Source organism: Rhodococcus sp. YH1 (genome assembly GCF_009939605.1).
GTDB classification, from domain to species: Bacteria; Actinomycetota; Actinomycetes; order Mycobacteriales; family Mycobacteriaceae; genus Rhodococcus; species Rhodococcus aetherivorans.
Map to the genome: position 1 here is coordinate 17,021 of NZ_WVTE01000260.1, position 14,656 is coordinate 31,676.

Annotated in this window: 11 protein-coding genes and 1 pseudogene; 5 read left to right on the top strand and 7 right to left on the bottom strand. The window is 70.8% G+C overall.

Annotation, left to right across the window (positions count from 1 at the left end; translation table 11 throughout):
- Positions 1 to 138: 138 nt before the first annotated feature.
- The gene (locus AIIKEEIJ_RS26060; RefSeq protein WP_161996870.1) at positions 139 to 1,008 is read left to right on the top strand and encodes an oxidoreductase; all 870 of its coding nucleotides are present in this window, start codon (positions 139 to 141) and stop codon (positions 1,006 to 1,008) included.
- A gap of 64 nt (positions 1,009 to 1,072) precedes the next feature.
- Here AIIKEEIJ_RS26060 and AIIKEEIJ_RS26065 read toward each other — a convergent pair whose 3' ends face one another.
- The 4 genes from AIIKEEIJ_RS26065 to gvpJ all read right to left on the bottom strand — a co-directional run bounded on the left by AIIKEEIJ_RS26065 (position 1,073) and on the right by gvpJ (position 4,808).
- Positions 1,073 to 2,143 (bottom strand): potassium channel family protein, encoded by a 1,071-nt coding sequence (locus AIIKEEIJ_RS26065; RefSeq protein ID WP_006946916.1) that lies wholly within the window; start codon positions 2,141 to 2,143, stop codon positions 1,073 to 1,075.
- A gap of 96 nt (positions 2,144 to 2,239) precedes the next feature.
- Positions 2,240 to 2,878, bottom strand: a complete 639-nt coding sequence (locus AIIKEEIJ_RS26070; protein WP_044476564.1) for a potassium channel family protein — start codon at positions 2,876 to 2,878, stop codon at positions 2,240 to 2,242.
- Positions 2,879 to 2,897: 19 nt separating this feature from the next.
- Positions 2,898 to 4,274, bottom strand: a complete 1,377-nt coding sequence (locus AIIKEEIJ_RS26075) for a potassium transporter TrkG (protein WP_161996871.1) — start codon at positions 4,272 to 4,274, stop codon at positions 2,898 to 2,900.
- A gap of 114 nt (positions 4,275 to 4,388) precedes the next feature.
- Complete coding sequence (gvpJ, locus tag AIIKEEIJ_RS26080; RefSeq protein ID WP_006946912.1) at positions 4,389 to 4,808, bottom strand: gas vesicle protein GvpJ; 420 nt, start codon at positions 4,806 to 4,808, stop codon at positions 4,389 to 4,391.
- Positions 4,809 to 5,203: 395 nt separating this feature from the next.
- On the opposite strand from gvpJ, the gene AIIKEEIJ_RS26085 reads away from it, so the two are divergent.
- Entirely contained in the window at positions 5,204 to 6,589 is a 1,386-nt protein-coding gene (locus AIIKEEIJ_RS26085) for a wax ester/triacylglycerol synthase family O-acyltransferase (RefSeq protein WP_161996872.1), read from the top strand.
- On the opposite strand, the gene AIIKEEIJ_RS26090 is transcribed toward AIIKEEIJ_RS26085, so the two are convergent.
- The 3 genes from AIIKEEIJ_RS26090 to AIIKEEIJ_RS26100 form a co-directional block, all read right to left on the bottom strand.
- Complete coding sequence (locus AIIKEEIJ_RS26090; protein WP_006946907.1) at positions 6,549 to 8,864, bottom strand: DEAD/DEAH box helicase; 2,316 nt, start codon at positions 8,862 to 8,864, stop codon at positions 6,549 to 6,551. The genes AIIKEEIJ_RS26085 and AIIKEEIJ_RS26090 overlap by 41 nt on opposite strands.
- A gap of 98 nt (positions 8,865 to 8,962) precedes the next feature.
- Positions 8,963 to 9,385, bottom strand: coding sequence for an organic hydroperoxide resistance protein (locus tag AIIKEEIJ_RS26095; RefSeq protein WP_072634486.1), 423 nt, complete (start codon positions 9,383 to 9,385; stop codon positions 8,963 to 8,965).
- Entirely contained in the window at positions 9,382 to 9,873 is a 492-nt protein-coding gene (locus tag AIIKEEIJ_RS26100; protein WP_006946904.1) for a MarR family winged helix-turn-helix transcriptional regulator, read from the bottom strand. The genes AIIKEEIJ_RS26095 and AIIKEEIJ_RS26100 overlap by 4 nt, the downstream gene beginning before the upstream one ends.
- Before the next feature lie 149 nt (positions 9,874 to 10,022).
- Between AIIKEEIJ_RS26100 and AIIKEEIJ_RS26105 the strand changes: the two genes are divergently transcribed.
- The 3 genes and pseudogenes from AIIKEEIJ_RS26105 to AIIKEEIJ_RS26115 all read left to right on the top strand — a co-directional run.
- Positions 10,023 to 12,449, top strand: coding sequence for an ATP-dependent Clp protease ATP-binding subunit (locus AIIKEEIJ_RS26105; RefSeq protein ID WP_029541747.1), 2,427 nt, complete (start codon positions 10,023 to 10,025; stop codon positions 12,447 to 12,449).
- A gap of 319 nt (positions 12,450 to 12,768) precedes the next feature.
- Positions 12,769 to 13,764: an MCE family protein gene (locus AIIKEEIJ_RS26110; protein WP_006946898.1), complete on the top strand. Its 996-nt coding sequence runs from the start codon at positions 12,769 to 12,771 to the stop codon at positions 13,762 to 13,764.
- A gap of 364 nt (positions 13,765 to 14,128) precedes the next feature.
- A pseudogene (locus AIIKEEIJ_RS26115) lies at positions 14,129 to 14,656 on the top strand (type III polyketide synthase); the annotation flags it as partial.

Sequence of the window (14,656 nt, forward strand, 5' to 3'; positions counted from 1 at the left end):
TCCGGCGCGACGGGCGACGGAAGCGAGGCGACCCTATCGCCGGCCTGTTTCGGGAACGTGTCGGCGACGTGTCGGCGCCGGGCGGGTGGCCGAGCGGGTTCCTTTCCCGGATGTCCCGTTCCCCGTAGGGTGGCCGACATGACGGCTTGGACCACACGCGACATCCCGAAGCAGGACGGCCGCACCTTCGTGGTGACGGGCGCCAACAGCGGCCTGGGCGAGGTGGCGGCCCGCGCACTCGGGGCCGCGGGGGCGCGGGTGGTGCTGGCGTGCCGGAACGTGGCCAAGGGCGAGGCCGTGGCCCGGGAGATCGGGCCCAACGCGCGGGTGCGGCGCCTCGATCTGGCCGACCTGGCATCGGTGCGTGAATTCGCCGGGGGCGTCGACGAGGTCGACGTGCTGGTCAACAACGCCGGCGTGATGGCAGTACCGCTGCGCCGCACCGTCGACGGATTCGAGATGCAGATCGGAACCAATCACCTCGGCCACTTCGCCCTCACCACCCTGCTGGGCGAGCGCGTCACCGACCGCGTGGTGACGATGTCGAGCGGCATGCACCGGATCGGCCGCATCGATCTCGACGACCTGAACTGGGAGCACCGTCGCTACGACCGGTGGCTGGCGTACGGGCAGTCGAAGCTGGCCAACCTGCTGTTCACCCACGAGCTGCAGCGCCGGCTCACCGAGCAGCAGTCCCCGGTCGTGGCGGTGGCCGCGCACCCGGGATACTCCTCGACGAACCTGCAGTCACACACCGAGTCGATCCAGGACGTGTTCCTGGGCGTGGCGAACCGGCTGGTGGGGCAGTCCCCGCAGACCGGAGCGCTGCCGCTGCTGTACGCGGCCACCGCGCCCGGCGTCGAGCCCGGCGGGTACTACGGTCCCGGTGGCCTGTTCGAGCTGCGGGGCGCCCCCGAGCGTGTCGAATCCAATTCGCGCTCGCACGACGAGGCTGTCGCCCGCGGACTCTGGGAGCTGTCGGCGCGGCTGTGCGCCCCGGCCGGATAGCGGAACCCGGGACGGCAACCGCACGGTCGGTCCGAGACGCCCCGGCCGGTCCGGGACGTTCCGATCAGTCCGAGACGCGCCGGAGGTAGAGCAGCCGGTCGCCGGCCTCCACCGCCTCGACCTCCGGGGACCCGACACGCAGCAGGCGGCCGTTGCGTTCGACGCCCAGGACGATGTCGGGGAGGTGCCGCGGTGAGCCGCCGACCTCGCCGGGTTCGACCTCGCGTTCGGCGATCGCGAAGCCTTCCTCCGGGGTGAGCAGGTCCTCGATCATTTCCACGACGTTCGGGGTGATGGTGGCGGCTCCGAGCAACCGGCCCGCCGTCTCGGAGGAGATCACCACCGTGTCGGCGCCCGACTGGCGGAGCAGATGGGTGTTCTCCGATTCGCGGATGGCCACGACGATCTTGGCGGCGGGGGCGAGTTCACGGGCGGTGAGGGTGACGAGCACCGCGGTGTCGTCGCGGTTGGCGGCGACGACGATCGAGTCGCAGTGCGGCACCCCGGCCAGGCGCAGCACGTCGGACTTGGTCGCCGAGCCCTGGACGGTGACCAAGCCCTGGCCGCTGGCGGCGTCGAGCACCACGGGGTCGGTGTCGACGACGACGATGTCCGAGGGCGCGGCGCCGTCGCCGAGCATCGCCTCGACCGCGGTGCGGCCCTTGGTGCCGTAGCCGGCGACGACGGTGTGGTTGCGCACGCGGTGTCGCCAGCGTTGGATGCGGAAGGTTTGGCGGGAGCTCTCGGTCAGGGCGGAGAGGGTGGTGCCGACCAGGATGATGAGGAAGAAGATCCGCAGCGGGGTGATGACCAGGACGTTGACGAGGCGGGCCTGCGGTGTGATGGGGGTGATGTCGCCGTAGCCGGTGGTCGAGAGCGACACCGTCGCGTAGTAGAGGCAGTCCAGCAACGACAGTTCGTTGTCCTGGGCGTCGGAGTAGCCGTCGCGGTCGAGGTAGACGACGAGCACCACCAGGGCCAGGGCGATCAGGGCGTACCCGATCCGGCGCACGATCGCCCGGCCCGGGCTGGTCTGTAGCTGCGGCACCCGCAGGATGCCCACCAGCGCGAAGTCGGGTCGCTCGGTCAGGGCGTCGGAACGGCTGAACCGGGTCCTCAGCGTGCTACCGGGCACGACCGGTGCCGTTCGGTGCCGCGGCCGGGTGGGGGTCCGGTCGCTCCTGGTGCGCTGTCGGTGACATCGTCTGCAGCCTACGTCGTTCCGGTGCTGTCAGGTGAGTTCGCTGAATCGTTCGGTGTTCCGGACCCGCCCGGAGACGATGATGGTGTCCCCGGGGGCGAGGACGGTGTCGGCGGTGGCGTAGGTGAAGTCCTCGCCGGGACGTTTGATCGCCACGACGGTCACGCCGAAGTCGGAGCGGACGGCGGTGTCGCCGAGGCGCCGGCCGATCGCGAACGCCGGCGGGGTCGTCTTGACCATCGCGAAGCCGTCGTCGAACTCGATGTAGTCGATCATCCGGCCGCGCACCAGGTGGGCGACCCGCTTGCCCATGTCGTGCTCCGGCCGGACGACGTGGTGCACCCCGATCTGGGTGAGGATCTTCGCGTGCGCGTTGCTGATCGCCTTGGCCCAGATGTTGTGCACGCCCAGGTTGATCAGGGCGGAGGCGGTGAGCAGGCTGGCCTCGAGATCGGAACCGATTCCCACGACGGCGCGGCCGTACTCGTGCACCGACAGTTGCCGCAGCGATTCCTCGTCGGTGGTGTCGGCGACCACGGCGTGGGTCAGGCGGTGGGCGACCTTCTGCACCACGGTGTCGCTGGAGTCGATGCCGAGGACCTCGGTGCCCTGGCTCATCAGCTCGAGCGCGAGCGACTTGCCGAACCGCCCGAGCCCGAGTACGACCACCACGTCGGAGGCGGATTTCCTAGCCAATGAAGGGCCTTTCTTCCGGGAGTTCGTAGCGCCGGCCGCGATCGCGGGCGGCGAGAGCGCTCACGAGGGTGATCGATCCGATGCGGCCCAGATACATCAGGAGCACCAGGATCAGCTGCCCCCAGACGGGCAGCTGCGCCGTGATCCCGGTGGACAGGCCGACGGTGGCGAACGCAGAGGTGACCTCGAACAACAGGACGTTGAGGTCGAACGAGGTTCCCGCCAACAGGGCGATGGTCGGCACCATCACCAGGGCGACACCGATCAGGGCCACCGACAACGCCTGACGCTGGACCCGGGTGTCGATGCGCCGGTCGAAGACGCTCACCGAGCGCTCGCCGCGGGCCTCGGCGAGGATGACGAACAGCAGAAGGACGAAGGTGGTGACCTTGATTCCGCCGGCGGTGCCGCCGCTGCCGCCGCCGATGAACATGAGCACGTCCGTCACCAGGAGGGTGGCCGGGTCCATCTGGGCGTAGTCGACGCTGTTGAAGCCGGCGGTGCGGGGCATCACGCCCTGGAACGCGGCGACGAGCAGCTTCTGGCCGAAGTGGTAGTGCTGCAGGGTGCGGGTCCACTCGAGCACCAGCACCAGCACCGGTCCCACCACCAACAGCACCGCGGTGACGGTCACGGTCAGGCGGGTGTGCAGGCTCCAGCGGTGGCTGCGGCCGCGCAGGTGCCGGGTCACTTCGAACAGGACCGGGAACCCGATGCCGCCCAGGATCACCGCGAGCATCAGCGGCACGCAGATCCACGGATCGTCGGCGAAGCCGATGATGTTGTCGCTGTAGAGCGCGAAGCCGGCGTTGTTGAACGCCGAGACGGAATGGAACACTCCCAGCCACACCGCACGCAGGGGCGGTTCCTCGTATCCGAGCGCAAACCGCAGGGCGAGCGCCACCGCGGTGACCGACTCGATGAACACGCTCATCCGCACGACGCCGACGACGACCGAGCGGACGTCGCCGAGCCCCGACGCACGCACCTCGGCCGCGGTATTCAATCGGGCCTTGAGGCCGATCCGGTTCGCGAGCAGCAGGCCGACGAGGGAGGCCATGGTCATGATCCCGAACCCGCCGGCCTGGATCAGGGCCAGGATGATGCCCTGGCCGAAGCCGGACCAGTGCGTGGGCGTGTCGACGACGACCAGGCCCGTCAGGCACATCGCCGAGGTCGCGGTGAACAGGGCGTCGACGAGGGAGGTCGCGGTACCGGGCAGGCTCGCCGCGGGCGTGAGGAGCATGAGCGTGCCGACGGCGATCGCGGCGGCGAAGCTCAGCGCCACGACCCGCACAGGAGTGAGCGTCGCCCGTGCCGCCATGCGCCGCAGCAGGGACGGCGCGAACGCACCGGTGCGTGTCCTCACCCGGAGGAGACTAGACCCGCTCCGGGCCGCCGGGGAACCGGACGGCGGTGGCCGGAGTTCGGACCCATGCCGTGACGGCGGCGGGTGCGGGCCGCCGATCGGCGGAGGTGAACGTCACCGGTCTCTGCTGCGGGATCGGCGTGGCGCCGGCTCCCGTTCGTCCTCGTTGCCGGCGAGCAGGCCACGGACCCGTTCGCCGGCGGAGTCCAGTGCGCCCTTCGTCTTGTGCTCGGCGGCCTTCTCGACGACGTTCCCGGCCACGCCACCGACGACGTCCGTCAGGCCCTTCGGCTCGGTCGTGGAGATCTCGAGCCTGTTGACTGCCTCGGCGAAACGCAGGTAGGTGTCGACGCTCGCCACCACGACTCGTGCGTCGATCGTGATGATCTCGATGCCCACGAGCGAGACGCGCACGAATGCGTCGATGACGAGTCCCTTGTCGAGGATGGTGTCGATGACGTCGGCGAGGCCGGACGAGTTCGGCCGTGCCATCGTGCCGCCGCCCCCACCTCCGCCTGCGGATTGGATGGTCATGGTCCGCGCTCCTGTCGCTCCAACGGTCCGCGAGCCGCCGCGCCGCGCGGGAGACCTCTCGTGGGGCGGTGCCCGTGTAAGGGCTATAGCCACGCGCTCCCGAGTCGAAACACGCCCGCGCGGAGAAATACGGGCGGGACCAGCTCCAAAGACATACCGTGCGACCGGTTTGTTGCTATCGTCGCTTCGGGCCGCGATCCCGGCAGGGAGGTCACTCCGCCTGGCATGCGAGCGGGGAGTCCCGGCCCCCTACGTCTCCGCGTCGTCCGGGACTGGACGAGGGGTAGTCCCCGCGGCGCGGAGACGTCACACCATTTCCGCGCGTCGCGGGCACGTCCCTGCGGAGATGGCCGGGTTACCGCACGCGCGGGCTGTTTCGGCGCCACGATGGGGGAATGCAGGTGATGAGCCTTCCCGAGGCGCTGTTCGTGCTGCTCGAAACCTTGTCGCGTCCACTGCACCTCGGGGCTCTCGCGTTGTTCGAGCCCCCGCCGGATGCCGGGGACGACCATGCCCGTCGCATGTACGAGACCCTGCTCGCCCACGACGAGGTGGCGGATCCGCTGCGCCGGCGTCCGGTGCGGACGCTGCGCGGGGCCGGCTACCCGTGGTGGTCGCGTCCCGAGGACGTCGACCTGCGGTTTCACGTACGTCACACCGCCGTGCCCGGATCCGGTTCGATGGCCGACCTGCTGGCCCTCGTCTCCCGGATCCACGGCTCCCCGCTCGACCCGCTCCACCCGATGTGGGAGGTGTACGTCATCGAGGGACTCGAGGACGGGCGCACCGCGATGTACGCGAAGATCCACCTGTCCCTCGCCGACGGCCCGGCCGGCCTGCGCCTGCTGCACCGGAGCATGTCCACCGACCCCGGCGCCCGCGACTGCCCCGCGCCGTGGAGCCCGGAGGTGGTGGCCCCCCGGGCTCGGCTGTCGCCCCCTCCCACCTCGTGGCTGCGCGCCGGGCTCCGGGTCGGCGCGGAGGTGTTCGCGATGACCCCGGAGATCGGCAGGCTGGTCACGGAGGGCGTGCGCCGGCACCAGGTGGCGCTGCCGTGGCAGACGCCGCCCACGATGTTCAACGTCGCGGTGGGCCGGGGCCGGACCCTCGCGGCGCGCTCCTGGCCGATCGAGCGGCTCCACTCGGTTGCGACGTCGGCGGACACCACGATCGACGCGGTCGTGCTGACGATGTGCGCCGGCGGCCTGCGCGCGTATCTGTCCGAGCGGTACGCGCTCCCGGAGGCACCGCTGACCGCGATGCTCCCGGTGCCGATGAACCTCGGTGGCGCCGCGGTCGGTCCCGGCGGCCGCGAACCCGGCGTCGGAGCGATGGTGATCGGCCTGGCCACCGACGAACCCGATCCCGCGGTGCGGCTCGCCCGGATCGCCGACTCGCTCGTCCACACCGACCGGGTGGTCACCGCGCTGAGCGGAACCCAGTTCCTGATGCTCAGCGCGTTGTCGCTGAGCCCGCTCGCGCTCGAGCCGGTGCGGCGGTTCGTCGACGAGATCCCGCCGCCGTTCAACGTGCTGATCTCCTACCTGCCGGGACCTTCCCGCACCCGGTACTGGAACGGTGCGCGGCTGACCGGCATCTACCCCGTGCCGGCCGTGCTGAACGGGCAGGCACTGAGCATCACCCTCACCGGGAACGACGGCCGGCTCGATCTCGGGGTGGTCGGCGACCGCCACGCGGTGCCCGCCCTCGACCGGCTGGTCGAGCTCCTCGAGGGCGCGCTCACCGAACTGGAGAGCGCTGTGGGTACCCGGCCGCGGTGAAGCCGGCCGGCTCCACCGGGCACTCGCCCCTGCCGATCTGCCCGAGCAGGTCGAGGGTGCGCAGGTAGCGCCGGACGAGATCGCCCGCCGACAGATCCGACTCCGCCGCCTCGCGCAGGGCCGCGGACACGCCGTCGCCACGGGCCCACCGGTGGATCGCGCGCATCGCCACCGGATCCGGTTCGGGGCCCGCGGGCAGGCCGTGCCGGCGCTCCGCGTCGGACAGTTCCCGCCACAGCCGGACCGTCGCGCGGTACGCGGCGTCGACACCGGCCGTGGGGGCTCCGCCGCCGGGCGCCGGCCGTCGCGATTCGCCGAGCACACTCGACACGACGGCGGCCAGCTCGGCCGGATCGAGGCCCGCCCACACGCCGGTTCTCAGGCACTCGGCAACGAGAAGGTCGCTGCCGCAATAAATCCGGCCCAGCATCCGGCCGTGGTCGGTGGCCACCGCCTCGCCGGTGTACGGGTCGGACAGGATGTACCCGCGTTCGTCGAGCAGCCCGAGGACACGGTCGAACGTCTCCACGAGCCGGCCGGTGGCGGCGGCGACCTGCCCGCGCAGCACCTCGGTGTCGGCGGCCAGCGCGCGACGGCGCTCGGCGACGGTGATCAGGCGTTCCCGATCGGCGTGCCGGTGCCCGGGGTGCGAACGCACGGCCCGCGCGAGAGCGGTCACCGCGTCGGCGGTGCCGCTGGTGCGCGCCGCGGCCAGCCGCTCGCGCAACTGCTGGTACTCGGCGAAACCCTCGGCGTCCCCGAGTTCGTCGTCGAGCCGGTGGAGCGTCGCCGCGTTCGTCGTCGCCGCGGTGGCCAGCGCGGCCACCGAATGCTCCGCCTGGAACTGGGCGAAGGACCGGCCGAGCAGGTCCCGGGCTCCGGCGACGCCGAGCCGGTCGACGAGGTTGACAGCGGTGTTGTAGCCCACCCGCAGGGAGCTGTTCAGCGGGTAGGTGCGGGTGGAGGCGAGCCCCGCGACGGTGGCCGGCTGCACTTCCGGGCTCCACAGCACGACCGCGTGGCCCTCCCGATCGATGCCGCGACGGCCGGCCCGTCCCGTCAACTGGGTGTACTCGCCGGCGGTGAGGCGGACCGGCCCGGCGGTGGTGTGCTTGACGAGGCGTTCGAGCACGACGGTCCGTGCGGGCATGTTGACGCCCACGGCGAGGGTCTCCGTGGCGAAGACGATCCGGACGAGGCCGAGGCCGAACAGCTCCTCCACGGCGTGCCGGAATACCGGCACCATGCCCGCGTGATGGGCGGCGAAGCCGCGTTCGAGTCCGTCGAGCCAGTCGGCGAATCCGAGCGCGTCGAGGTCGGCGGGGGAGAGGCCGGCGGTGTGCCGGTCGACGATGCGGCGGATGCGGGTGACGTCGGCGGCCTCGGTGAGCCGCAGCGACGAGCGCAGGCATTCGGCGACGGCCTCGTCGCAGCCGCTGCGGCTGAAGCGGAACCAGATCGCCGGCAGCAGCGACTCGGCCTCGAGCCGCGCGACGAGCTCGGGCCGGTCGACGCCGGCCGGGCCGGGCGTGGCCGTGCGGCGGCGCCGGCGACGCGACGGGACGGCGGGGGCGGCGTCGACGAGCTGGCGATGCGCGACGTACCGCACGAGGTTCTCGTCGATCGCACCGGTGGTGGGGGAGAACAGGTCGAACAGCCGGCCCCCGGCGAGCACGTGCTGGTGCAGCGGAACCGGCCGGGTCTCCTCGACGACGACGGTGGTCGCGCCGCGGACCCGGCCCAGCCAGGCACCGAACTCCTCGGCGTTGCTGACCGTCGCGGACAGGCTCACCAGGCGCACGGTGCCGGGTAGATAGAGGATGGCCTCCTCCCACACCGCGCCGCGCTCGCGGTCGGCGAGGTAGTGGACCTCGTCCATCACGACGTGGGTGAGCCCGTCGAGCAGGGGCGAGCGGCCGTGCAGCATGCTGCGCAGCACCTCGGTCGTCATGACGACCACGGGTGCGTGCGGGTCGACCGAGACGTCTCCGGTGAGCAGGCCGACCCGCTCGTCCCCGAGTTGCGCGGCGAGGTCGGCGTGCTTCTGGTTGCTCAGGGCCTTGATGGGCGTCGTGTAGAAGCACTTGCCGCCGGCGGCGAGCGCCAGGTGCACCGCGAACTCGCCGACGATCGTCTTGCCGGCGCCGGTGGGGGCACAGACGAGCACGTCCCGGCCCTCGTCGAGAGCGCGACAGGCGCGGACCTGGAAGTCGTCGAGCGTGAAGCCGAGTCCCGCGGTGAACTGCGCGAGCCGCGGCCCGTCCTGCCTGCACACGCAATCCACGCTACGCGTGCCTGGGGACGGACCGCGGCGAGCCGCGCGAGAGTGACCGCGGCGAGCCGCGCAGGTGTGACCGCGGCGAGCCGCGCGGGTCAGTCCTCGGTGACCTCGAGCTCGACCTCGATGTTGCCGCGGGTGGCGTTCGAGTACGGGCACACCTGGTGGGCCTTCTCGGTCAGTTCGAGGGCTTGTGCGCGCGGCACGTGGGGCAGTGACACCTCGAGCGTGACCTTCAGGCCGAAGCCGCCGCCGTCGGTGCGGCCGATGCCGACGCGTGCTCCGACCGCCGAGTCGGCGACGTCGGCCTTGTCCTGCCGGGCGACGAGCTGCAGCGCCGAGTGGAAGCAGGCGGCGTATCCCGCGGCGAAGAGCTGCTCGGGATTGGTGCCCTCGCCGGTGCCGCCCATTTCGGTGGGGATGGCGAGGCCCAGGTCGAGCTTGCCGTCGGAGGTCCGGGCGCGGCCGTTGCGACCCTCTCCGGTGGCGAGTGCTTCGGCGGTGTAGAGCACGTTCATGGCTTCTCCTGTGGGGTGGCGGGATGGGGATCGGGTGTTTCGGGGCGGTGCAGCGCCTCGGTCATGCGGTGGAGCGTGTCGCGAAGGGCGGCCAGCTCGTCGGCCGCGAGGCCGCTCGCGCGGGCCATGCGCGCGGGGATGTCCTCGGCGCGGGCGCGCAGCTCGCGCCCGGCCTCGGTGAGGTGGATCTGCACGCGGCGCTCGTCGCTGCTCTGCCGCCGGCGTTCGAGCAGTCCGGCGCTCTCGAGCCGCTTGAGGAGCGGGGAGAGGGTGCCGGTGTCGAGGTCGAGGGCGTCGCACAGGTCGCGGACGCCGCGGCCGCTGTGGTCCCCGCGGCTTTCCTGTTCCCACAGGGCCAGGAGTACGAGGTACTGCGGGTAGGTGACGCCGAGCCGGTCGAGCATGCCGCGGTAGGCGGCGGTGGTGGCCCGGGAGGCGGAGTAGAGCGCGAAGCAGACCTGCCGGTCGAGCGCGAGATCGTCGGACACGAGAAATAAAGTAGCGCACCGCTATGTTGTGCACAACTGAAATTCGGGCCTTAAGGATATGGCGCACATCACACCATCTGTGGAATTGACAGGGGACCCGACACGTTAGTTGAGTGAGAAAGACTCAAGTCCGAGAGAGAGGCTTCGGAATGCCGGCATTCTTCGGGCCTGGTGGCCCTGGGCGTATCGACATCACCCGCTACCTGAGCCGTGGCACCCAGGAACTCATGGCCGCTGCGGCCCGATTCGCCGCCGAACGCGGCGACACGGACCTCGACGCGCTCCACGTCCTGCACGTGATGGCGGAACAGGACCCGGTCCGGTCGGTCATGACCCGCGCCGGGGCCGATCCCGCCGAGGTCCTGGCCGCGGTGGAGCAACGGCTCCCGCAGGAACAGACCCGCACCGCGGTCACCGCTCCCGCCCTCACCGGCGCGATCAAGACGGTGCTGCTCGAGGCGCACCAGCTCACGCGCGCCCTCGGCGCGACCTACATCGAACCCCAGCACCTGTTCGTGGCCCTCGCCGCCGACCAGGAACACGGGGTCGGAGGGCTGCTCGTCTCGGCCGGGATCACCGCTCAGTCGCTCCAGGCCGCCCTGCAGCCCGCCGCGCCCGCCGAGGCGGCGCAGGAGCAGTCCGCCACCCCCACCCTGGACAAGTACGGCGTAGACCTGACCGAGCGTGCCCGCGGCGGCGGCATCGACCCCGTCATCGGCCGTGCCGACGAGATCGAGCAGACCGTCGAGATCCTCTCCCGCCGCACCAAGAACAACCCGGTTCTGGTCGGTGAGGCCGGTGTCGGCAAGACCGCGATCGTCGAGGGTCTGGCCCAGCGCGTCGTCGACGGCGACGTCCCGGACAGCCTGCGCGGCAAGCGGATCGTGCAGCTCGACCTGACCGGTATGGTCGCCGGCACCCGGTACCGCGGCGACTTCGAGGAGCGGCTGACCAAGGTGCTCGACGAGATCGCCGCGCACTCGGACGAGCTGATCGTCTTCGTCGACGAGATCCACACCGTCGTCGGCGCGGGCGGCGGCAACGAAGGCGCGATGGATGCCGGCAACATTCTCAAGCCCAAGCTCGCCCGCGGGGAACTGCACATCGTCGGCGCCACCACGCTCGACGAGTACCGCAAGCACATCGAGAAGGATCCGGCGCTCGAGCGCCGCTTCCAGCCGGTCACCGTCGGCGAACCCGGCCACGACGACGCGGTCGCGATCCTGCGCGGCCTGCGGGACCGCTACGCCGAACACCACGGTGTGCGGTACACCGACGACGCGCTCGACGCCGCCGTGGACCTGTCGGTGCGGTACCTGCCGGACCGGCACCTGCCCGACAAGGCGATCGACCTGATCGACCAGGCCGGTGCCCGGCTGCGGCTGCGCTCACCGCGCGTCGACGAGAAGGCGTTGCGCGAGCAGCTGGCCCGGCTCGAGGCCGACAAGGACCGGGCCGTCGCGGCGGAACGCTACGAGCAGGCCTCGCGACTGCGCGACCAGATCACCGAGGTGCAGGCCCGTCTCGATGCCGGCGCCCCCGCCGGTGCCGAGGTGCCCGAGGTGACCGCGGAACTGATCGCCGAGGTCGTCTCCCGCGCCACCGGCATCCCGGCGACGCGGATGACCCAGGCGGAGAAGGAGCGGCTGCGCGGCCTCGAGGACGAACTGCACCGGCGCGTCGTCGGGCAGGACGAGGCCGTCCGGGCCGTGGCCCGGGCCGTGCGGCGCAGCCGCGCCGGCATGAGCGATCCGCATCGGCCGGTCGGCAGCTTCCTGTTCCTGGGTCCCACCGGCGTCGGCAAGACCGAGCTGGCGAAGGCGCTGGCGGAGGTGCTGTTCGGCGACGAGCGCAAGATGCTGCGGGTGGACATGAGCGAGTTCGGCGAGCGGCACACGGTCAGCCGTCTCGTGGGGGCGCCCCCGGGCTACGTCGGCTACGGCGAGGCGGGTCAGCTCACCGAGCAGGTGCGGCGCAACCCGTACTCGGTCGTGCTGCTCGACGAGATCGAGAAGGCGCACCCGGACGTGTTCAACACCCTGCTGCAGGTGCTCGACGACGGCCGGCTCACCGACGGCCAGGGCCGCACGGTCGACTTCACCAACACCGTGGTGATCATGACCAGCAACCTCGGCTCGGACATCATCTCGAGCCGCGGCGGGGCGCTGGGCTTCAGCACCGGGGACGCCGAGGCGGCCGAGAAGCCGCTGCGGGACCGGGTGATGGGCCGTCTGCGCGAGTCGATGCGGCCGGAGTTCCTCAATCGCATCGACGAGATCGTGATCTTCCGCAGGCTCGACACCGAGCAGCTGCACCGGATCACCGACCTGCTGTTGGACGACAGCCGTAAGCGACTGCACGCCAAGGGAATCGAGATCGAGTTCACCGAGGCCGCCGTCGACTGGATTGCCGAGCACGGCCACCAGCCGGAGTTCGGGGCGCGGCCGTTGCGCCGGTCCATCCAGCGCGCCGTGGACGACCGCATCGCCGACCTGCTGCTCGACGACGTGCTCGTCGAGGGTGGGCAGGTCCGAGTCGACGTCGCCGACGACGAACTGGACCTGATGGTGCGCTGACGCTGCCACCGACGCGCAGGGACGCGGGGCGGTGACCGGAACCGGTCACCGCCCCGCGTGCTGCGCAACGGGTCCGTGGGTCGTCGTCGAGCCCGGCTCCGACCGGGCGTCGGCGACGCGGCCCTGTTCCACCGGCCCCTGCGGCATTTGTCCGTTGTCCGGGCGCGCAACTTGTCACCCGCAGTGACAGTGATCACACTGACTGGGCAGCGGTCTGCGATCCCGTGCGGGCCCGGGGTCGCAACGAAGGAGCCGCCCAGGTGGATGTGCAGCAGGGGGAGACGCGGATCGCGGTCGACGAGGAGGAGTTGCAGACGCCATGGCCGAACCTCGCAGCCCGGCCGCGGTGGGGGCCCTCGCCATCCTCGTGATGCTGTTGGCGACGCTGGCGGTCTTCTCCTTCGATTCGCTACCGCTCCTGGGAGCCGGCGCCCTCTACCGTGCCGAGTTCACCGAAGCAGCGGGCCTGAGACCCGGCAACGAAGTCCGGATCGCCGGTGTCAAGGTCGGCAAGGTCATGTCGGTCGAACTCGAAGGCGACCACGTCGAGGTGACGTTCGGAGCCAAGGACGCGTGGATCGGTGACAACACCTCCGCCTCCATCCAGATCAAGACGATCCTGGGGCAGAAGTACCTGGCCCTCGACCCCCGTGGCTCCGAGGTCCTGAATCCGCGGGAGGTGATCCCACGCGACCGCACCACGTCCCCCTACGACGTGCTCGAGGCCTTCTCGGCGGCGGCACAGACCATCGGGGAGATCGACTCCACCCAACTCGCCCAGAGCCTGACGGTGTTGTCCCAGGCATTCGACAACACCTCCGACGACATCCGCGCCTCCCTCGACGGCGTCACCCGACTCTCACAGACCATCGCGAGCCGCGACCGAGAATTGCGCAGACTGCTCGACGCGACCGAGCACACCACAGGGGTGCTGGCCGACCGCAATGCCGAATTCACTCAACTGATCACCGACGCCGGACTGCTCATCGGGGAACTGAACAGCCGGCAGCAGGCGATCTCCCAGCTGCTCACCGGAACCCAGCGCCTGTCCCGGCAACTGACCGGACTCGTGCGCGACAACGAAGCCACCATCGGACCGGCACTCGAACAACTCCGCGGCGTCGTGCAGATCCTCGACGCCCGCAACGACGACCTGAACCGGGCGCTGGAGCTGTACTACCCCTTCATCCGCATGTACACGAACATCATCGGCAACGGGCGCTGGTTCGAGGGAGTCATCGTGAATCTCACCCCGCCCGGGTTGCCGGATATTTCGGCGCCGCGCAGTCCCATTCGCACGATGGAAGGCAATTGACCGGCAGACGTCGCGTGAGGCCGCAGCGCAGACAGGTCACGCCGCTTCGCCCGCACCGCCACCGGCCCACCTCCGCTCGCCGACACGGGACTGCACATCCGAGCAGTTGCACCGGCATCCCCAACCGAGAGATGATCGTTCGGTCCGGCGCCCACGTCCCATAGCGGCCGCACGCTCCGAAGACGTGGCCCCGGCGGCGGGACGCCGTTCCGGGTTCCGAACCGGACGTCCCCGCGCTCCCGGCTCTCACCCCAGGGTCACACTTCTCACCCCTAGGGTGGCTATCGAGGCTCCCGATCCCGGACAAGTGTCGAGCTGGGTAAGTGGCGCGGCGCCACAAGCCGCGCGATGCGAGGAGTCACTCATGAGCATCGTCAACCTGCAGGCAGACCCCCGGGCCGGTCCGGGGCAGCGCTCCACACCGAAACCCCTCGTCGAGGGGACGACGCTGGCGGGGGTGTGCGGCGTCGTACCACCGCACCGTTATGCTCAGGCCGAGCTCACCAAGATGTTCGCCGACTACTGCCTCGGCGAGGACGGCGACATCAGGTTGCTGCAGCGGCTGCACGCCAATGCCGAGGTCCGGACGCGGCACCTGGTGCGCCCGCTCGAGCGCTATCCGGAGCTGCACGACTTCGACGATTGCAACAACACGTTCATCGAAGGTGCGATCGAGTTGGGTGCGGCCGCCGTGACCGGCGCGCTCGCCCAGTCCGGGATTCGACCCGACGAGGTGGACTTGATCATGTCCACCACGGTCACCGGTGTCGCCGCCCCGTCGATGGAGGCCCGGATCGCGTATCGGGTCGGGCTGCGACCCGACGTCAAACGGGTGCCGATCTTCGGGCTCGGGTGCGTTGCCGGTGCGGCGGGAACAGCGCGTCTGTACGAC

Excerpts from the sequence above, each read along its gene's own strand:
- AIIKEEIJ_RS26110 (WP_006946898.1), top strand. The coding sequence starts at position 12,769 with ATGGCCGAACCTCGCAGCCCGGCCGCGGTGGGGGCCCTCGCCATCCTC.
- AIIKEEIJ_RS26105 (WP_029541747.1), top strand. The coding sequence starts at position 10,023 with ATGCCGGCATTCTTCGGGCCTGGTGGCCCTGGGCGTATCGACATCACC.
- gvpJ (WP_006946912.1), bottom strand. The coding sequence starts at position 4,808 with ATGACCATCCAATCCGCAGGCGGAGGTGGGGGCGGCGGCACGATGGCA.
- AIIKEEIJ_RS26085 (WP_161996872.1), top strand. The coding sequence starts at position 5,204 with ATGCAGGTGATGAGCCTTCCCGAGGCGCTGTTCGTGCTGCTCGAAACC.
- AIIKEEIJ_RS26060 (WP_161996870.1), top strand. The coding sequence starts at position 139 with ATGACGGCTTGGACCACACGCGACATCCCGAAGCAGGACGGCCGCACC.
- AIIKEEIJ_RS26095 (WP_072634486.1), bottom strand. The coding sequence starts at position 9,385 with ATGAACGTGCTCTACACCGCCGAAGCACTCGCCACCGGAGAGGGTCGC.